The sequence below is a fragment of the Mesorhizobium sp. genome (assembly GCF_004962925.1).
Classification (GTDB): Bacteria; Pseudomonadota; Alphaproteobacteria; order Rhizobiales; family Rhizobiaceae; genus Mesorhizobium.
Map to the genome: position 1 here is coordinate 1 of NZ_SUEO01000129.1, position 18,642 is coordinate 18,642.

21 protein-coding genes and 1 pseudogene are annotated in these 18,642 nt (G+C 62.8%); 8 read left to right on the forward strand and 14 right to left on the reverse strand.

What is annotated here, in order from left to right; genetic code table 11:
- Positions 1-139 precede the first annotated feature (139 nt).
- The 3 genes from E5W87_RS22740 to E5W87_RS22750 all read left to right on the forward strand — a co-directional run bounded on the left by E5W87_RS22740 (position 140) and on the right by E5W87_RS22750 (position 2,817).
- Positions 140-925 (forward strand): ThuA domain-containing protein, encoded by a 786-nt coding sequence (locus E5W87_RS22740; protein ID WP_292402537.1) that lies wholly within the window; start codon positions 140-142, stop codon positions 923-925.
- Positions 926-1,001: 76 nt separating this feature from the next.
- Positions 1,002-2,060 carry a Gfo/Idh/MocA family oxidoreductase gene (locus E5W87_RS22745; protein ID WP_292402540.1) on the forward strand — a complete coding sequence of 353 codons (1,059 nt, stop codon included), beginning with the start codon at positions 1,002-1,004 and terminating at the stop codon, positions 2,058-2,060.
- Between the two features lie 334 nt (positions 2,061-2,394).
- On the forward strand, positions 2,395-2,817 hold the full coding sequence (locus E5W87_RS22750; protein ID WP_292402543.1) for a hypothetical protein: 423 nt from the start codon (positions 2,395-2,397) through the stop codon (positions 2,815-2,817).
- A 141-nt stretch (positions 2,818-2,958) separates the two neighbouring features.
- Here the strand turns inward: E5W87_RS22750 and E5W87_RS22755 are convergent.
- From E5W87_RS22755 to E5W87_RS22765, 3 genes and pseudogenes are all read right to left on the reverse strand, one after another.
- Positions 2,959-3,251 (reverse strand): annotated as a pseudogene (locus E5W87_RS22755) (polar amino acid ABC transporter ATP-binding protein); the annotation flags it as partial.
- Between the two features lie 97 nt (positions 3,252-3,348).
- Positions 3,349-4,212 (reverse strand): alpha/beta hydrolase, encoded by an 864-nt coding sequence (locus tag E5W87_RS22760; RefSeq protein ID WP_292402545.1) that lies wholly within the window; start codon positions 4,210-4,212, stop codon positions 3,349-3,351.
- Positions 4,209-4,811 (reverse strand): TetR/AcrR family transcriptional regulator, encoded by a 603-nt coding sequence (locus tag E5W87_RS22765; RefSeq protein ID WP_292402548.1) that lies wholly within the window; start codon positions 4,809-4,811, stop codon positions 4,209-4,211. The genes E5W87_RS22760 and E5W87_RS22765 overlap by 4 nt, the downstream gene beginning before the upstream one ends.
- 105 nt (positions 4,812-4,916) lie before the next feature.
- Between E5W87_RS22765 and E5W87_RS22770 the strand changes: the two genes are divergently transcribed.
- A complete protein-coding gene (locus E5W87_RS22770) occupies positions 4,917-5,918 on the forward strand; it encodes an NADP-dependent oxidoreductase (protein ID WP_292402551.1) in 1,002 nt (333 codons plus the stop codon).
- A 169-nt stretch (positions 5,919-6,087) separates the two neighbouring features.
- On the opposite strand, the gene E5W87_RS22775 is transcribed toward E5W87_RS22770, so the two are convergent.
- The 6 genes from E5W87_RS22775 to E5W87_RS22800 form a co-directional block, all read right to left on the reverse strand.
- The gene (locus E5W87_RS22775; protein ID WP_292402591.1) at positions 6,088-6,816 is read right to left on the reverse strand and encodes an amino acid ABC transporter ATP-binding protein; all 729 of its coding nucleotides are present in this window, start codon (positions 6,814-6,816) and stop codon (positions 6,088-6,090) included.
- Positions 6,817-6,845: 29 nt separating this feature from the next.
- Positions 6,846-7,520, reverse strand: coding sequence for an amino acid ABC transporter permease (locus E5W87_RS22780; protein WP_292402553.1), 675 nt, complete (start codon positions 7,518-7,520; stop codon positions 6,846-6,848).
- A complete protein-coding gene (locus tag E5W87_RS22785; protein ID WP_292402556.1) occupies positions 7,517-8,188 on the reverse strand; it encodes an amino acid ABC transporter permease in 672 nt (223 codons plus the stop codon). Before E5W87_RS22785 ends, E5W87_RS22780 begins: the two co-directional genes overlap by 4 nt.
- Positions 8,189-8,273: 85 nt before the next feature.
- On the reverse strand, positions 8,274-9,071 hold the full coding sequence (locus tag E5W87_RS22790) for an ABC transporter substrate-binding protein (protein ID WP_367118860.1): 798 nt from the start codon (positions 9,069-9,071) through the stop codon (positions 8,274-8,276).
- Positions 9,072-9,191: 120 nt separating this feature from the next.
- A complete protein-coding gene (locus tag E5W87_RS22795) occupies positions 9,192-10,355 on the reverse strand; it encodes a saccharopine dehydrogenase C-terminal domain-containing protein (RefSeq protein ID WP_292402562.1) in 1,164 nt (387 codons plus the stop codon).
- Positions 10,352-10,873, reverse strand: a complete 522-nt coding sequence (locus E5W87_RS22800; protein ID WP_292402594.1) for an Lrp/AsnC family transcriptional regulator — start codon at positions 10,871-10,873, stop codon at positions 10,352-10,354. Before E5W87_RS22800 ends, E5W87_RS22795 begins: the two co-directional genes overlap by 4 nt.
- A 261-nt stretch (positions 10,874-11,134) precedes the next feature.
- On the opposite strand from E5W87_RS22800, the gene E5W87_RS22805 reads away from it, so the two are divergent.
- Positions 11,135-11,710, forward strand: coding sequence for a methyltransferase domain-containing protein (locus tag E5W87_RS22805; RefSeq protein ID WP_292402565.1), 576 nt, complete (start codon positions 11,135-11,137; stop codon positions 11,708-11,710).
- 97 nt (positions 11,711-11,807) lie between these two features.
- On the opposite strand, the gene E5W87_RS22810 is transcribed toward E5W87_RS22805, so the two are convergent.
- Positions 11,808-12,731, reverse strand: coding sequence for a LysR family transcriptional regulator (locus E5W87_RS22810; RefSeq protein WP_292402568.1), 924 nt, complete (start codon positions 12,729-12,731; stop codon positions 11,808-11,810).
- Positions 12,732-12,824: 93 nt separating this feature from the next.
- Here E5W87_RS22810 and E5W87_RS22815 point away from each other — a divergent pair, with 93 nt between their 5' ends.
- Positions 12,825-13,655 carry an NAD(P)H-dependent oxidoreductase gene (locus tag E5W87_RS22815; protein ID WP_292402570.1) on the forward strand — a complete coding sequence of 277 codons (831 nt, stop codon included), beginning with the start codon at positions 12,825-12,827 and terminating at the stop codon, positions 13,653-13,655.
- 56 nt (positions 13,656-13,711) lie between these two features.
- Here E5W87_RS22815 and E5W87_RS22820 read toward each other — a convergent pair whose 3' ends face one another.
- On the reverse strand, positions 13,712-14,437 hold the full coding sequence (locus E5W87_RS22820) for a 3-keto-5-aminohexanoate cleavage protein (RefSeq protein ID WP_292402573.1): 726 nt from the start codon (positions 14,435-14,437) through the stop codon (positions 13,712-13,714).
- 305 nt (positions 14,438-14,742) lie between these two features.
- Between E5W87_RS22820 and E5W87_RS22825 the strand changes: the two genes are divergently transcribed.
- Positions 14,743-15,168, forward strand: a complete 426-nt coding sequence (locus E5W87_RS22825; protein WP_292402576.1) for an OsmC family protein — start codon at positions 14,743-14,745, stop codon at positions 15,166-15,168.
- A 44-nt stretch (positions 15,169-15,212) separates the two neighbouring features.
- On the forward strand, positions 15,213-15,740 hold the full coding sequence (locus E5W87_RS22830) for a hypothetical protein (protein WP_292402579.1): 528 nt from the start codon (positions 15,213-15,215) through the stop codon (positions 15,738-15,740).
- Between the two features lie 41 nt (positions 15,741-15,781).
- Here E5W87_RS22830 and E5W87_RS22835 read toward each other — a convergent pair whose 3' ends face one another.
- From E5W87_RS22835 to E5W87_RS22845, 3 genes are all read right to left on the reverse strand, one after another.
- A complete protein-coding gene (locus tag E5W87_RS22835) occupies positions 15,782-16,351 on the reverse strand; it encodes a DJ-1/PfpI family protein (protein ID WP_292402582.1) in 570 nt (189 codons plus the stop codon).
- Positions 16,352-16,621: 270 nt separating this feature from the next.
- Positions 16,622-17,977 carry a sigma-54 dependent transcriptional regulator gene (locus E5W87_RS22840; protein WP_292402584.1) on the reverse strand — a complete coding sequence of 452 codons (1,356 nt, stop codon included), beginning with the start codon at positions 17,975-17,977 and terminating at the stop codon, positions 16,622-16,624.
- A 13-nt stretch (positions 17,978-17,990) separates the two neighbouring features.
- A partial coding sequence (locus E5W87_RS22845; RefSeq protein WP_292402588.1) for an ATP-binding protein occupies positions 17,991-18,642 on the reverse strand: 652 nt, incomplete at its 5' end.

Consider the following 18,642-nt stretch of genomic DNA (forward strand, 5'->3'; position numbering starts at 1 on the left):
AGGGGGCGCTGTCCCGCCGGCATCGCCGGATTTCCAACAGATTGTCAGCAGCCCGCCTTGAAACCGTTTTCAATCCTGTCCGGGGATACTATGACTGGAGGTACCGGGGCGGCGGCTTCAACCAATCAAAGAGGATATCATGACTATACGCGCTGTCGTTTGGGGCGAGAATATCCATGAGCGGACCAATGAGGTGGTCGCGGGGATCTACCCCGAGGGCATGCATGCAACGATCGCCAACGCGCTGAAGCTCGACCCCGAAATCTCCGTGTCGTGGGCGACGCTGGAACAGCCGGAGCATGGCCTGCCGGCCGACCGTCTGGCGCAAACCGATGTGCTGCTATGGTGGGGACACAAGGACCATGGCGCCGTCGCCGACGAAGTCGTCGAGCGCGTGGCCCGCCGCGTCTGGGAAGGCATGGGGCTGATCGTCCTTCATTCCGGCCATTTCTCGAAGATATTCAAGACGCTGATGGGCACGCCCTGCACACTGAAATGGCGCGAGGCCGGCGAGCGCGAGCGGCTCTGGGTGACGAGCCCCAACCACCCGATCGCTGCCGGGATCGGCGAGTATTTCGAGCTCGAGAACGAGGAGATGTATGGCGAGCAGTTCGCCGTGCCGGAGCCGCTGGAAACGGTTTTCATCTCCTGGTTCCAGGGCGGCGAAGTGTTCCGGTCGGGGCTGACCTATCGCCGCGGCGCCGGCAACATCTTCTATTTCAGGCCCGGCCATGAGACCTATCCGACCTATCACGACGCCACCGTCCACAAGGTGCTGCGCAACGCGGTGAAATGGGCGCATAACCCGCAGGGGTCAAATCCAGCCATCCTCGACGCGCCGAACGTGCCGGGGGAGAAGGCGCTCGAGCCGATCGTCGAGCGCGGCGGAAAACTCCATGCCGAAGGCGAAGCCGGCTATCGCTAGACCATGATCCCGACCTTCGGTTCGGAAAATCCACGGTCGAACAATAAGATAAAGCCTCATCCTAAGGATAAGAATCATGCGTCTCCTGATACTTGGCACCGGCTGGATGGCGGAAGAGCACGCCAGGCAGTTCAGCAAGATCGAGGGCGTCGAACTGATCGGCGCCGTCGATCTCGATCGCGCGCGTGTCGACAAGTTTTCGGACATCAACGGTATCCCCAATCGGTTCGCGTCGCTGGAAGACGCGCTCGCATGGGACAAATTCGACGCGGTGGCGAACGTGACGCCGGATCGAATCCACCATCCGACCACCATGATGCTGGTCGCGGCGGGCAAGCCGGTGCTGTGCGAAAAACCGCTGGCCGAAAATTACCAGAGGGCCAGTGAAATGGCTGATGCCGCCGAGCGCGCCGGCATCATCAACATGGTCAACCTGACCTATCGCAACGTCGCGCCGCTGCAGAAGGCGCGCGCCATGGTGCTGGCCGGCGAGATCGGCCAGGTCAGGCATGTCGAAGCGTCCTATCTGCAGAGCTGGCTGGTCTCAAAATTCTGGGGCGACTGGCGCACCGATCCGAAATGGCTTTGGCGCCTGTCGAGCGGCCACGGCTCCAACGGCGTGCTGGGCGATGTCGGCATCCACATCCTCGATTTCGCCAGCTATGGCGCGGCGGTCGACATCGACAATGTGTTCTGCCGCCTGAGGTCCTTCGACAAGGCGCCCGGCAACCGGATCGGCGAGTACGAGCTGGACGCCAACGACAGCTTCACCATGGCGCTGGATTTCAGCAACGGCGCCTTCGGTGTCGTCCATGCCAGCCGCTGGGCAACCGGTCATCTCAACGAACTGCGGCTGCGCATCTATGGCGACAAGGGCGGCATCGAAGTCGTGCATAATCTGACCGGTTCGGAGCTGAAAGCGTGCATGGGCGAGAACATCGAGAACGCCAAATGGGAGGTCCTAGATGCCGGGACGGTGCCGACGAACTACCAGCGCTTTGTCGATGCGGTGCGCAACGGCGTTCAGGCCGAGCCGTCGTTTCGCCATGCCGCCGAACTGCAGAAGGTGCTGGACCTCTCCGTCGTCTCCGACGAGAAGAGGGCAGAATTGAGAGCCGATGCCGACACGCAGTGATGGCGTACATTTGACAGGCTGAGCGGAAGCTTCCGCCTACTTTGGACTAGGGTCAAAATCCAGTCACTCTGAACGACCGAGTACGACCCCTTCCGGACCTTCCCCGAGGCAAGAGGACGTGCGGGTTCTGACCGAGGAACGACCCGAACATCAATCGAAGCCGACGCGCCCGGCTGGTGCGACGCGCCTCGCACAACGACCCGAGTGGGTTGTGAAACTCGCTAGCCGAGCGAGACAGAGCTATCTCGGAAGGTCAATTGACTCTTGGCTGCAACGGCCCATCCTTGATTTGTTGGCCTACCTTTCCGACCAACTTTTGAACAGGGAGGAAACAATGGAAGCCGTCAATCGTAGATCCACACTTGCACTCGGTCTTACACTGGCCACAACGCCTCTGATCACTTGGGCGACACCAGCAGCCGCCCAGACTTACGGCCCCGATGAGGGCAAGGAGGTTTCACCCGGCGTCAGAGTTGTAGCGCTTGGTGAGCGCAAATCGGTTATACCAGCCTATGCAACGGTCAAACTGCGCGATGTTGTTATCCAACCCGGTGCGAAGACAGCTGACAACATGATGACGAACGACATGCTCTGCCACATGACTGAGGGAGAACTTTCGGTCGTTCACAACAAAGAAAAGTTCACAGTCAAGAAGGGCGATGTTTGGGCCTGCGCTAATGGCGCTACTACAGAAGGCACCCAGAACACGAGCAGTGCGGTCGCGATCATGCGGGTCATCGATTTGATGCCCGCATGAGGGAAGCGACGGGTGGAAGTGCGGCAATGGCCGCCCTAAAGAGAAACCTGGGCGCGTATCTGTCATGTTAGGGAACGTCCAGCGACGGGTCGCCTTCCATCCCATCTCGGCCATCGGCATCCAGCTGGCTGAGCCTGAACTCTAATGCCGCAGGATCTTGCAAAGGCGCGGCTGCGGTCGGTCTTCGGATGCGAGAAGAACTCCTCCGGCGTGCCGCGCTCGACGATGGCGCCGGCATCCATGAACACCACCCGCTGCGCGACCTTGCGGGCAAAGCCCATCTCGTGGGTCACCACCATCATGATCATGCCTTCCTCGGCCACCGCGACCATGACGTCGAGGACTTCCGAGATCATCTCGGGGTCAAGCGCCGAGGTCGGCTCGTCGAACAGCATGATCTTGGGGCGCATGCCGAGGCAGGCCGACCTTGGCAAGCAGCTCGCGCCCATGACCCCATTGGAGGCGTTCAACCTTGCATCTGCAGACGACAGCTGGTCGTCACCCGATGGATCGGACCAAGCGGCCGATGCGCTAGGCCTCGAGGAAGTCCAGGGCCTTTTCCACGAAGGCGCCGTGATACTGGAAAATGGCCGTATGCCCGCCGTCCTCATACAGGACCAGCTCGGCATTGGGAAAGCGCCGCGCCATGTCGACGGAATTGCTGGTGGGCACCATTCTGTCGTGATCGCCATTCACCACGAGGACCGGGTGCCGGATACGCGATAAGTCGGCAGGGCGCTCGTGGCCAAAGGCACGGACTGCCTTGAGCTGCTGGTTGAAGGCGCCGAGCGCGATGGGCTTGTCGCGGTCATTGGTCCGTTCCTTCAATCGCTGCAGAAACGCGCGCGCGGCCTTCTTGCCGTTCGGGCTTTGGGTGAAGAAGAGGTAGTTCTTTGGGTCCTTGATGGTCAGCGCGGCGCGGATCATGTCGAAGATGGTGACGAACGTCACCCTGTCGATGCCGGTACCCCCGGCTGGGCCGGTTCCCGCGAGGATGATCTTGCGAACCAGACTGGGCTCCAGCTGAACAATCACCTGGGCGAAGCCGCCAAGAGATAGGCCGAGAAGATCGACCTGCTCGAAACCGAGGGCCCGGATGAAGGCGATCGCGTCGCGGGCCATCGCCTCCACCGTGTTGGGAGTGGAGCCGCCTGATGCGCCAACACCACGGTTATCGAAGGTAATAACTCGCCGTCTTGCGGCAATACCATCGACGACCCGGGGATCCCAATTGTCGAGAACCGCACTCAGATGGGTAAGAAAGATCACCGGTACCCCGGTTGTGGGCCCGAGCTCCCGGTAGGCGAATTTCGTGCCGCCGACGTCGACCGTTTTCGTCGGCACGTCGCTGTGTTTGATGATCGCGGCGGGTCGCGATAGCTGATGCACGTTCATGATGTTTTCCTTTCTTGTGGCTTGTCGTTCTCGCGGGGCTGGAGCAGCGCCTTCGCCGCCACCGCGCCAGCCTCAAGAATGCGATCGGACAGTTCGGTTCCGTTCACCGCGCGCGACAGCTCAAGCGTGCCGATCAGGGTCGCAAAGACGCCGAACGCGACATCTTCGGGGTTGCGGGCGTCGGGCGTGAGTTCGGCCGCCACCTGGCGTACGAGCTTTAGCAGGTGTTCGGCGTAGACTTGACGCGTATCGGCCGGCTCACGCGCAATTTCGGGCAACAGCGCGGCTGAAGCGCAACCTTTGCCGGGATTGTCTCGGTGTTCCGCCGACAGATACGCGTCGATGGCCATTGACAAGCCGCCGGCGGCCAACAGCTCTTGAATCTGGGTCGCCTGAACCTCCAGGGCCGTCGCCACACTCTCACGCACAAGCGCTGCCTTGGACGGAAAATGGGGATAGAAAGCTCCATTGGTCAGTCCCGCCTCGCCCATGATGCCGGCGAGACCTGATGCAGCGATGCCGTCGGAACGAAACCGTTCGGTCGCCACATCCATGATCCGCTGCCGCGATGCGTCTTTCCTGCCCTTCTCGTAACGCATGTTTTTCTCCTTCGATTAGCTATTGCATTATGGTCATATTATCATTAAGTGATCGTAATGCAATAGGGGCACGTCCTCCGGTCTCCTCAATTTGGGAAAGCTACAATGAAGGCCTTCATCGTCGATCGATACGCAAAGAGCGCTCCCCTCAGGCTTGGAGAGGTTCCGGAGCCGGAAGTAGGGGAGAATGACGTGCTGGTGCAGATCCATGCCGCCAGCCTCAATCTGCTGGACTCCAAAATCAGGGACGGAGAATTCAAACTCATTCTGCCCTATCGCCCGCCTTTCGTTGCAGGCCATGACGTGGCCGGAACGGTCATTCGCGTCGGCTCGAAGGTTCGACAGTTCAGACCGGGCGACGAGGTCTATGCGCGACCGCGCGACGGTCGGGTCGGGACCTTCGCTGAATACATCGCGATAAATGATGCGGACGTGGCTCTGAAGCCGAAGAACCTCAGTATGGAAGAGGCGGCGTCCATTCCCCTGGTTGGGCTGACCGCTTGGCAGGCGCTGGTTGAAAGGGCGAACCTGAAGAAAGGACAGAAGGTCTTCATTCAGGCTGGTTCCGGCGGAGTGGGAACATTCGCCATTCAATTGGCAAAGCACCTCGGCGCGACGGTTGCCACGACAACAAGCGTGTCCAACACGGATATGGTCAGGAATCTGGGCGCCGATGTCATCATCGACTACAAGAAGGATGACTTCGAGAAAGTCCTTTCGGGCTACGACGTCGTCCTGAACAGCCAGGACAACAAGACCCTCGAAAAGTCCCTGCGTGTGTTGAAGCCAGGTGGTCTCGCCGTTTCGATCTCCGGTCCGCCCGACGCTGCGTTTGCCAGGGAGAAGGGTCTGAGTGTGGTGCTGAACTTGGTCATGCGCGTTTTGAGCGCCGGCATCAGGCGGCGGGCCAAACGCGCAAATGTCCGATATTCGTTCCTGTTCATGGCGGCCAATGGGGAGCAGTTGACCAAAATCACGTCTCTCGTCGAGTCGGGCGTCATCCACCCGGTCATAGATCGGGTCTTCCCGTTTGAGCAGACCAATCAGGCCTTGGCCTACATCGAGCAGGGCCGCGCCAAGGGCAAGGTTGTCATCAAGGTGAAATAGCTTTGCAAGGCTTCAGGCGGCGAAACTTCGCTTCCGGCAATCCTAGAGCGGTTCATCGCTTCACGGAAACGCCGAGACGCTCCTATCTCTTTGTTTTTGCGCAATTCCCCAGGGAAAGCGCTACGCGCTTTTCCCGGGAAAACCGTTTCACACTTTTCCTGGAATTGCTCTAATGCCGCAGGATCTTGCTCAGGAAGGCGCGGCTGCGGTCGGTCTTGGGATGCGAGAAGAACTCGTCGGGCGTGCCGCTCTCGACGATGGCGCCGGCATCCATGAACACCACGCGCTGGGCGACCTTGCGGGCAAAACCCATCTCGTGGGTCACCACCATCATCGTCATGCCCTCCTCGGCGACCGCGACCATGACGTCGAGCACTTCCGAAATCATCTCGGGGTCGAGCGCCGAGGTCGGCTCGTCGAACAGCATGATCTTGGGGCGCATGCCAAGGCAGCGGGCGATCGCCACGCGCTGCTGCTGGCCGCCGGAGAGTTGCGCCGGATAGGCGTTGACCTTGTCGGCAAGGCCGACCTTGGCAAGCAGCTCGCGCCCGGCCTTCTCGGCCTCAGTGCGCGGGATCTTGCGCACATGGATCGGCGCCAGCGTCACGTTCTCAAGCGCCGTCTTGTGGGGATAAAGGTTGAACGACTGGAAGACGAAGCCGATCTCGGTGCGCAGCCGCGTCATGTTGGTGGCGGGGTCGCCGAGACGTTGTCCGTCGACCACCAGGTCGCCGTCGCGGATCGTCTCCAGCCCGTTGATGCAACGGATCAAGGTGCTCTTGCCCGAGCCGCTCGGGCCGCAGACAACGACCACTTCGCGCGGCTCGACGCTGAGCGTGATATCCTTGAGCACATTGAGCGTGCCGAACCACTTGTTGACGCCGCGAAACTCGATCATGCCGGTACCATTTTTGCTGCGGTTCGACGTCATAACTGCACCTCGCCATGGGCCGCACCCATGCGCTGCTCCAGCCGGCGGGCCAGCATGATCAGCGGATAGCAGACGATGAAATAGCCGAGGCCGACGAGGAAGAAGACCAGCAGGCCGTTCGGCACACGCTGCACCACCAGCCAGCCGACGCGGGTGAGGTCGGTGAGCCCGATGGCCGAGACGACAGAGGAATCCTTGATCAGAAGCACATATTGCCCGACCAGCGGCGGCAGCACGATGCGCATCGCCTGCGGCAGCACCACCTGGCGCATGCGCTGCCAACGCGACAGGCCGGACGCCAGCGCCGCCTCGACCTGGCCGGTCGGCACCGAGCGGATGCCGGCGACGACGATCTCGCAGATGAAGCAGGCGGCCAGATTGGTCAGCGCGATGATACCGGCGGTCAAGGCGTCGAGCTCGATGCCGAGTTCCGGCAGGATGAAGAAGATCAGGAAGATCTGCACCAGGAACGGCGTGCCGCGGATCAGGTCGACCCAAGCGCCGATCACGCCGCCGATTAGCCGGTTGCCGCCGGTTCTAAGGATGCCGAGGCCAAAGCCGATCAGCGTGCCCAGCACCAGGCTGATCAGCGACAGCATCACGGTCATGCCGAGGCCGCGCAGGGCGAGGGGATAGCTGCCGGCGATGCTTTGCAGCTGCTGCCACATCATGTCCGTGCCCCCGCTAGGCCGAGCCGGCGCTCGGACAGCGCCGCCAGTCCCTTCAGCCCGTAGTAGAGCAGGAGGTAGAAGGCGGCGATGGTGATAAAACCTTCCGCCGGCATGAAGCGGTCGGAGGCGAGCAATTGCCCGGCGCGCGTCAGTTCGGCGACCGCGATCAGCGACAGCAGGGCCGAATCCTTGACCAGCACGATCGCCTGTCCGAGCAGCGGCGGGATCGTCACCTTGAACGCCTGCGGCAGGATGACCAGGCGCATGCGCTGGACATAGGTCATCCCCGAGGCGACACCGGCCTCGACCTGGCCGCGCGGGATCGACAGGATGCCGGCGCGAATGATCTCGGCGACATAGGCGCCGCTGTTCAACGACAAAGCGAGGATGCCGACGACGAGCTCAGGCAGGATGATGCCGAGCCGGGGCAGGCCGAAATAGAGGAAATAGAGCTGCGCCAGCAAGGGCGTGGCGCGCACCGCGTCGATATAGGCTTTGGCCGGGATGCGGAACAGCCGTCCGCGCTGCAGGTTCATGGCGGCGAGCACGATGCCTACGGCGAGCGCCCCGGCAAAGGAGAGGACAGACAGCCACACGGTCGTGACGAGGCCCTGCCCGAACAAGGGCAGATATTCGACGATGGTGCGGAAGCTGAAATTTTCGAGCATCGCTGGACGGATTTCCCCCGGGCGAAACGGATTCCGAACGGTTTCGCGGCGCGAGGCGCGCGAAGCCGTTCGGGTCTATTGCTGCTTAGTGGTCTTTCTTCCAATCTTCGGAATTGACCCAGTAGTCGAGGTTCTTCTGCAGGCGGCCGTCGACGCTGACCTGGTCGAGGAACAGGTTCATCCAGACCAGCAGGTCCGGCTCGTCATAGCGGGTGGCGAAGGCAAGCGGTTCCTTCGACAGCAGGTCCGGCATGATGGTAAAGCTGCCGGCCGGATAGGCGGTCGATTGGCCTTTCACCGCCGAGACGTCGTTGACGCCGCAATCGGCCTGGCCGTTGTTGACGGCGTCGAGCAGCAGCGGACCGCCGCCCTTGTAGCTCTTGATGTCGGCATCGGGGAAGGCGTTCTTGGCTTCCTTCTCGCCGGTGGCGCCGAGCAGCACGGCGATCTTGGTGCCCTTGGCCTTGCAGTCCTCGGTGGATTTGAACTTGCCGTCGGCCTTGGTGAAGACGGTGCTGCCCGTATACATGTAAGGCTTGGTGAAGGCGACCTTCATGCCACGCGCCAGCGTCGGCGTCATGTCGGCGACCAGAAGATCGGCTTTGCCCGACAGCAGCGCCGGGATCAGTCCATCCCAATCGAAATCGAGGAAGGTGATCTTGACGCCCATTTCCTTGGCCATCAGTTCGGCGAGTTCGACCGAGCTGCCGGTGCGTTCGCCGGCAGCACCGACGAGCGAGAAGGGCGGTCCCTGCGTCTGCACGGCGACGCGCAACTCACCACGCTTGGTGATCTCGTCGAGCGTTCCGGCGCTGGCCGCGGCAGTGAGGCCGGCGAGCGCAAGGCCTGCGATGAAAAGCTTGGCAATCTTCGCAATCTTCATTGGCTTCATTGGGCATTCCTCCTTGTAGTCGTTTGTTGTTCCACTTTGTTGTTCCACCCCTTGGGGGTGCTTTTTGAGCGGCAGCGCCATTGCCGGCGGCGGCCACCGTTCGAAAATCCTTCAGTTCCAGCTGGTCGTTTCGGATACCCGTATACCGCGTCTGGCCAGTTCGTCGAGGAAGCGGCCGTCGGGCACATGCAGCAGCGGGTTGAGCAGGCCGGGTTCAGTGATTTCGCCCCGCGCCAGCATCTGCGCCACGATGCTGGCGGGATAGCCGACGCCGAGGCTCATGCCGAACAGGCCGGAGGCGAGATCGCGTTCGATGATCAGGTCCGACGTCACCGTCTTGCGGCGACCGCCTTGGGTGCCGGTAAAGACGTTGCGCATCACGCAAAGATCCTTTTCGTCGGCGCCATATTGCAGTTGCGGCCCGAGCAGCCGGCCGAGAAATTCGCGTGGGCTGGCGCCAACGCCAGGCACCTTGTCTTCGGAGAGGAAGCCAAGCTCCTTCAGCGGCGCCCAGAACGCTGACCAGCCCGGCCAGCGCAGCGAATAGCGGCCAGAGCGCTGCAACCCCTTGGCGGCGGCAAGCATGCCGGCATAGTGCGGCGCGTCGCCATTGGGGAAGGCTTCCAGTCTGCCCAGCCCCGCAACCTCGATCTGATGGATGAAGCGATTATCGTGTTGCTGGCCGGCCGGCACGTCGACCCGTTGGCCGTCCTCGACCAGCACGCTGTCGCGGTTCTGGCTGACCAGAACCATGTCGAAGTTCCAGCTCACCTTGTAGCACAGCGGCTTGGCCATCGCCCTCGGCTCGGGGATACCGCCGCAATAGGAATCGATTGTGGTGATGGCGTCGAACTGCCTTGCGGCGCGTGCGTAGAGCACGAGGTCGATGCCGGGGTCGAGCCCGCATTCGGTCATGATCGAAACGCCGGCCGCTTCCGCCGCTGGGGCGAGGTCGGCGATCGTCTTGCCGTAATTGGTGGTGACCAGCGGCGTGCACGTCGCGATCGCGGCCTGCACCGCTTCGCGCATCAGCGGCTGCGGCAACAGGTCGATGGCGGCGTCGACACCCGCCAGCACATTTGCCAACACAGGGGCGATCGCGCCTTCGGGCACGACGAAACGCACGCGGGCAAGGTCGGTCAGGCCGCCAAGTCGGGCCGCGCCGTCCGCTGCGGTATCGACGCAGACGACTTCTTCGACACCAGCGCTGGCGACGAGATCGGCGATTGCCGCCCGGCCTTGCAGGCCGAGGCCGCCGAGAACCGCGATCTTCATGCCATTTCCTTTCGCCCAGTTTCGTCGCGCTTGGTCTCGTCCGACCAGCAGCCTTCCGGCAGGCTGACCCATTTGTTGCAGGAGGCCATGACGACGAAGGTCTCGCTGCGCACGACTTCGCCCGGCTCGCCCGCGCCGGGAATCAACTCGCTGGTGACGCGGTAGAGATCGGCGACATCGCCGGCTACCGTCACGTCGACGATGATGTCGAAGCGCCCGGTGACGACGGAGGCCGAGTTCACGAAAGGCAGTTCGCAGATGCGCTGCGCCAGTTCCCGTGCCCGGCCGCGGCCCTGCGCATTGATGCCGACGATGGCCGAGATCAGTTCGGGGCGCTCGGTCAGGTTCAGCAGCCCGACAATCTTGAGCAGGTTACGGTCGAGCAGGTTGCGCAAGCGCATGCGCACCGTCGGCACCGAGACGGCCATCTTCTCGGCGAGCCGATTGACGCCAAGCTGCGCATCCTGCGACAGCAGCTTGACCAGTCGCCGGTCGGTCTGATCGAGATGTTCCCGCAGCGTTCAGGCTTTCATAAAATGGAATTATTGAAGGAGTTTTCTTTCTGATGTGAAAATAGTCTAGGGACTATTTCTCGAAACTGCAAGAGCGTTTGGCCGCTTGTCAACAACGTCCGATCGCCGGAAACTTGGAAAGCGGGGAGCCAACTGGGCATCGCCGAAGCGCAGGCACGGGCTTTTGCCTTGCGGCGTCTCGTCCATCGGCACTAAGCATCAACCTGAAATCAGAGGTGATCTCCAAGTCCCCAAGACGGAAGCTCAATGGCACAGAATATCCATGACAGTCCCGAATTCTTTGCCGGCTACAGCCAGATGGCGCGCTCTGTTCACGGCTTGGACGGCGCACCGGAATGGCCGGCAATACGCGCACTGCTTCCCGATCTCGACGGCAAGCGCATCTACCGCCTCGACCTGCCCGGGGCATCGTTCGACTTCGCCTACAGCTCGCTTGCATTCCACTACATCGAGGATTTCGACCGGCTGGTGAAGACAGTGCATGATGCGCTCCTTCCAGGCGCGCACTTCGTCTTCACCATCGAGCACCCGATCTACATGGCACCGTCTCACCCGGGCTGGTCGGTCGATGTCGACGGCCGCAAGACGTGGCCGGTCAATCGCTATTGCGTCGAAGGTCCGCGTACCACCGACTGGCTCGCCAAGGGTGTGCTCAAGCAGCATCGCATGCTCGCAACGACGCTGAACGCGCTGATCGAAGCGGGTTTCACCATACGCCGGGTCGAGGAATGGCGTCCGACGGCCGATCGGGTCGCGCAGGCCCCTGATCTTGCCGACGAGCTGGAACGACCGATGATGCTGATTGTTGCAGCGCAGCGTTGAGCGCGGTTTTGGTGGCGGCCTGTCAACAAGGCCGAATGGTGTATCCCAGGAGGCGGGAGGGCGTTGCCAGTGCCGTGGTCGACAGAGGGCATGCCGACTAACGCGGCCTCTCGATACCCGGAATGCCGCCGATCCGCTCGGCGAGAAAGTCGACCAGCAGCCGGACCCGGGCTATGCCCGCGCGCTCTGGGACGATCAGCATGCTTAGCGGTACGGGAGGCGGGGCGTAGTCTGGCAGTATCACTTCCAGCCGGCCGGCCGCCAGGAGATCGTCGACAAGCCAGTGATGGGCAGGTGCGATACCGCGTCCGGCGACAAGGGCTTCGCGCGCGGCAAGCCCATGGTCGACCCGAAATCGGCCGCCAAAAGGCACCGCGTGGCGTTCGCCGCCTGGCCCTTGCAGGGCAAGTGTGTCGCTTCCCGCTATGTTCGACATCCGGATGCCTTCATGGCCGGGCAGATCCTGCGAGACAGCCGGTCTGCCTCGCGCCGCCAGATAGGCCGGTGCCGCCACTAGCAGACGCCGGGACTGCCCGAGCGCCCGGAGCTTCATCGAGCTGTCAGTGAGCGGACCGAGGCGAAGCGCGATGTCGACGCCCTCCCGCACAAGGTCGATGCGCTCGTCGGTGAGGCTAAGATCGATCCCGATGTCGGGATAGCGATCCTGAAAGGCGAAGATCAGGCGGCTGACGTGCAAGACGCCGAGCGCCGCCGTGCAGGATATCCGGATCGTGCCGGCCGACGCGCCGCGCGTGCCCCGCGCCTCGTCGCCTGCCTGCTCAACGAGGCGCAGGATCTGGATACTGTCGGCATAGTAACGGCTGCCTTCATCGGTCATCGTGACACGCCGGGTGGTCCTGCTGAGCAACGGCACGCCGATGGCCTCCTCAAGCTCGCGCAGATGCCGTGTGACCGTCGACTGCCCAACTCCGAGTTCGCGCGCCACCGCCGACAGGCTGCCGCGCTCGGCGACGCGAACGAAGGTGCGCATGCGCTCGAGGGTCACATCAGATTTATCCATTATTCGGCTTAATCTTATGCATTGCCTAGATATAGCGGATCAACCCGGGGCTGGCTACCTTTAGCGTTCATTGTCCTTCTTCGGAGTTGACCCATGAAAGTCCTGCTTGTTTTTGCTCATCCTGAACCGCGTTCGCTCAACGGCGCACTGCGTGACGTCGCCATCAGGGAACTCGAGGCCCAGGGCCACGAGGTACGCATATCGGACCTCTATGCCGATGGCTGGAAATCCGAGGTGGACCGTGCCGATTTTCCGTCGTGGCCGCCCGAAGCACGCTTCCTGCCGGCTGGGGCCTCCAAAAAAGCTTTTGCGACCAACACTTTGACCGATGACGTCAAAACGGAGATCGACAAGCTGCTGTGGGCCGACACGCTGATCCTCCAGTTCCCGCTGTGGTGGTACGCCATGCCGGCGATCCTCAAGGGCTGGGTCGACCGGGTGTATGCCTACGGCTTTGCCTATGGCGTCGGCGAGCACAGCGACAAGCGATGGGGTGACCGCTTTGGCGAAGGAACGCTCGCCGGCAAGCGCGCGATGCTGATCGTGACCACTGGCGGCTGGGAGGAGCATTACTCCGCCCGCGGCGTCAACGGCCCGATCGACGACCTGTTGTTCCCGATCAATCACGGGATTCTCTATTATCCGGGCTACGACGTGCTTCCGCCGTTCGTGGTCTACAGAGTGGATCGTTTTGGGGAGGCCGATTTCGAGCCTGTCGCGGAACGGCTGCGCGAAAGGATGCGGACGCTCGAGACAATCCGGCCCATTCCCTATCGGCAGCAGAATGGCGGGGATTACCACATCCCAAGCATGCAGCTCCGCTCCGAACTGGGCGATCCGGGCGCCGCGGGTTTCGCGCTTCACGAGGACCGTGCCGGCGTCAAGTCGGCGACGCCGCGTTCGACTTTGCGGGACGTGGCCTGACGCAGGATTCCGAAAAGATCATGGTCGGGCAAGGCGCCCGAAACCTATAGGATGAATCAGCGACCGGCCCGGAAGATCGCCACCGCCGCGGCCGTCAGTGCGGCATTGCCTGATGCCGTGGTGCCGTCCGGAAGCTGCTTGCCGTCTTCCAGCCCGACACGCGTCGACCAGTTGCGTTCCGCCGCCCTGTGCACGAACGGCCACACCGTAGCGTCGGCGCCGTGCAGCAGGATGGCGCGACGCATCCCGGCGCGGTCGAGCACCGCCGCGATACCGTCGCTGACTTCCAGTGCCACATCCAGTTCCTGCTCCGAGATCTCGATCAGAATGCGCAGCACCTGGCTGCCATGGTCGAGGCTGACAAGGCGCTCTGCGTCGGCGATCGACGCAAGCCCGGCCTCGATGCCGATGCCGCGCTGCCGCAGGCTCTCCATCACCAGCGGCGCCGCCGTCTCACTGAGATTGACCGAGGCATAGTCCGGCAATTCGTGCCAGCCGGCGATCGCCGCCAGCGTCCGCTCGTCATCGTTCTCGATCCAGGCGCCGGTCGATACGCCGATCAGCGTTCCCGGGCAGGCGCGGCGCAGCGCCAGCATGGTCGGGTCCATCGCCTCGGGCGCGAGGCTTTCGCCGCCATCGAGCCGGCGCGCATGGACATGCAGCTCGGCCGCACCGGCGGCCACGCAGGCCGCGCCGTCTCGCGCCATGGCGTCTGCGTCAAGCGGCAGCTGCGGGTGGAAGTCGGCGCCGCGCGCGCCATTGATGCAGGTCTGGACGATCATGCGAGTGGCCCGGTTGCGGTTGTAGCCAGTCTAGCGCATGACCCTGAAAACCGGAATCGGGTCCGGCGCGCATTCCTGACAGACGGATACGGCCTGACCCAATGCAATCCGGCAGGATGTGCCTCTATCATCTTGTTCAGTCACGATCTTGTTGGCAGGCGAGATATGGGTATTTGACGCATATTGGGGAGCTCAAGCGGCACTGCTGGACCGGCTACCTTGACGATCGTCGGCGGATGCTGCGGTATCCGGCCCGAGCATGCCAGGAGCAACGCCATACCCGGCCGGCCGAAAGGATGTTGAGAATGAGTGAGCTCAAGGTCAGGACCCGAACCACCGGCGCGGTTGCCGTGCTGTCGCCGGGCAGCTTGCCCGTCGTTACCACGCCGACCGGCGGCATGGTCGACGTCGTGACCGGAGCCAGCGCGCCTGGCTTCAATCCGCTCGACCTTCTCTATGCCTCCGTGGCCGCCTGCATGGTGCTGAGCGCGCGCATCGCTGCCACGCGCATGGGTGTGGCTGCCAGCCTCGGCGAGGTCCGCGCCGATGTGAGCGGCGAAAAGGCGGCGGGCGACGTTTCCCGCATCGGCCGCTTCACCATCACGCTCGACATATCGGGCGATCTCGATGAGGCCACGAAAAGGCGGATCGTCGAGGACGCCGAAACGATCTGCACGGTCAGCAACACGCTGCGTGAAACGCCCGAGCTTGTCACTGCGCTTGCCGGCTGATCGCATCCTGATTGCCCAATTTCACGTATCCTCCGAGGCCGCGCATGGCACGCATTTCCCTGATCGACTATGACACCGCCTCGCCTGAAATCCGTGCGGCGCACGACGAGGAACTGCGCTTGCGCGGCCGGATGACGAACATGAAGCGCATCCTGCTGCATTCGCCGGCCGCCCATCGCATCTATGCCGAGTGGTTCACCTTGCGCGACCTGCTGCGGCCTGATCTCGACGATCGCGCTATCTGGCTGTTTTCGCTGACGATTTCCGCGGCGTGCAGGGCCGAGGTACCGGTGACCTTCTTTCGCCGCGCGCTGATCGATATGGGGCTTGATCCCGAGAGCATCGAGCCGACGGCCGATGAGGCGCTGCTGATTGCCTTCGGCAGGGCCATCGCGACTGACGCCAACGCCATTCCCGATGAGATCTGGGCCGAACTGAAAGCCCGCTACCATGAGCCGCTGCTCGTCAACCTGGTTGCCTTCGCCGGTATCATGGTGGCGACGACCGTGTTCACCAATGCGGTGAGCGTCGACCTCGATCCGGAACTCGAGGCTTACCGCCAGAAGGCTTGATCGCAGCGCTTCGTCTCACTCAGGACTAGCCGGCTCCGGTCTCAGCGAGGTGGCCAGTCGTAAGCGATATAGTCCCTCGCATCCTCCATGGCCTTGGCGCCGAAAACCTCGCCCGCAAGCCATAGTGCCATTTCGATGCCCGATATGACGCCCGCAGCGGTGACGACATTGCCGTCGCGCACGAAGCGCTGCCCTGCAATCACTTCTGAGGTGCCCAGGGCGCGAAGGTCCTTCAGAAATCGGTGATGCGTGGTGATTTTGCTGCCGGTCACCAGCCCGCAATTGGCAAGCAGGAAGGATCCCGTGCAGACACTGGTCAGCCACCGGCACCGCGTGGCGGCCAGTCTCAGCCATGCCGCAGTCGGTTCATGGGGAACGCGCCGTGCGCCGCTGCCGCCCGGTACCAGCACGACATCGAGCACCGGTGCCGTTTCAAACGTCACATCAGGCAGGACTCGCATGCCTTTCTCGCACAGGATTGGCTGCAGCGATGCCGCCACAGTAAGCACCCTGTCGTCGGGCGAAGCGGCCGCCGTCAGCACTTCCCAGGGACCGACAAAGTCGAGTTCCTCGGCGGCATCGAAAAGCAAAATTCCAATCGTTGCGGGCATCGACTCAAGTTCCATTTCGAATGCGATGTTCAAGCACACCGATCATCAGCGTTTTGCCCGTGTAGGCCCTGCGGCCGATCACCTATCATGCGGAATGTCGATGAACATTCATAGAGAGGCGGCTACCTTGGCAGGAAACGGGTGATTTGCGCGCACTGTTTTACCCATCACTGATGGCAAGAAGACGCCATTGGAGGCAAAGCCACGACCATCCATTCGATCGGTTCGAGCGCGGCGGTAGCCGAGGCGGCCGAAGCGCGCCGGCGACCACTACCTGGAAAACTCGCTGCGGACGATGCCATGGCGCTGGAGCTTGTCGTAGAAGGTCTTGCGCGGAATCCCCAGCGCTTCGATCGTGCGCCTGACGTCGCCGTCGTTGCGGCCTAGCGTCTCGCGGATGATGTCGGCCTCGTAGCGTTCCAGCCGCTCGGGCAGCTTCACGGCGGCGTCCGGCTGGGCGGGGGCAGGAGACGGCGCTCCAGCGTCTTCTTCCAGTCCAAGCACAAAACGTTCGGCGAAATGCGCGAGTTCGCGCACATTGCCCGGCCAGTCATGCTCCCTGAGATGGCGGTGCACTGAGGCCGGCACTGCCGGCACCGGACGCCGGAAACGCGCGGCGGCGCGCTCGGCGAAATAGAAGAACAGCAGGGCGACGTCGTCGCGGCGCTCGCGCAGCGGCGGAATGGAAATCGTCACCACGTTGAGCCGGTAGTAGAGGTCCTCGCGGAACGTGCCGCGCTGGCGCGGATCGCCGAGGTCGACCTTGGCGGCCGCAACCACGCGCAGGTCGACCGGCCGCATTTCGTTGGTGCCGAGCGGCGTGACCTCGCGCATTTCCAAGACGCGCAGCATCTGCACCTGTGTCGAGACCGGCATGCTTTCGATCTCGTCGAGGAACAGCGTGCCGCCGCTGGCGTGCTCGATGCGGCCGATCCGCTTCTTCTGCGCGCCGGTGAAGGCGCCGGCCTCGTGGCCGAACAATTCGCTCTCGATGACTGTCTCCGGCAGCGTGCCGCAATTCAGCGCGACGAAATTGCTCCTGGCGCGGCGGCTCCAGCGATGCAGAAGGCTGGCCACCACCTCCTTGCCGGAACCGGTTTCGCCGGTCACCAGCACGTCGACATCGGTGTCGGCGATCTGGCGCAGCGTGCGGCGCAGCCTTTCCATCGCCGGCGTCTGGCCGATCAGCGGCAAGCCGTCCTGCGCCTCTCCGACCGCCTCGCGCAAGGCGCGGTTCTCCATCACCAGGCGGCGCTTTTCCGCGGCGCGGCGCACGCTCTGCACCAGCCGGTCGGCGGCGAAGGGTTTTGTGATGAAGTCGTAGGCGCCGTCCTTGATCGCCTTGACCGCCATGGCAATGTCGCCATGCCCGGTGACCAGGATGACCGGAATGTCTGCGTCCAACCGCAGGATGCGGTCGAAAAGTTGCAAGCCGTCGATCTCAGGCATCCGGATATCCGACACCACCACGCCAGCAAAACCGGCGTCGAGCCTGGCCAGGGCCTCGGCCGCTACCGAGAAAGCCAATACCGAAAAGCCGGCAAGCTCCAGCGTCTGCGCCGTGGCCTTGAGGAGATCGCTGTCGTCATCGATCAGGATGACCGGCGCTGCGTCGTCGTTGGTCATGCAGCCTTGGCCATTACACTGCTTTCGGAAGGTGGATGGTGAAGCGGGTGCCGCTGTCGTCGCTCGAAACCTCGATGCGTCCGCCATAATCGGCGACGATATCCTTCGAGATGACGAGGCCAAGGCCGAGGCCTTTTTCCTTGGATGTGTTGAAGGGCGTGAACAGCGATCTGAGAATTCCTGGCGGAATGCCCGGTCCGTTGTCGGACACGCCGACCGTCACGCCGTCCGCCGTCTCCTCGACCGAAACCCGCACGTGAGCGTCGTCGCGGCCTTCCAGCGCTTCCAGCGCGTTCTGGAAGAGGTTGATCAGCACCTGTTCGAGCCGGACCCGGTTGCCCATGACCTTGAGGGAAGGCGGCGGCAGGTCGATGGCCAGTGCGTCGAGCCGGCCGGCAAAGCGGCTTTTCAAGAGCACGACGGCGCCCTCGATGACGTCGCGCAATTTCACCGGTTCGGCAGCGGTGCGGCCCTTGCGCGCGAAGGCTTTCAATTCTTCGGTGATGGTGCCGATGCGTTCGGTAAGTGCGGCGATGGCGCCGAGGTTTTCCTCGACCGGCGAAGTCTGCTTGCGATCGAGGAAGACGCGGGCGTTGTCAGCATAGGCGCGTATGGTGGCAACCGGCTGGTTGATCTCATGCGCGACGCCGGCGGCCACCTGGCCG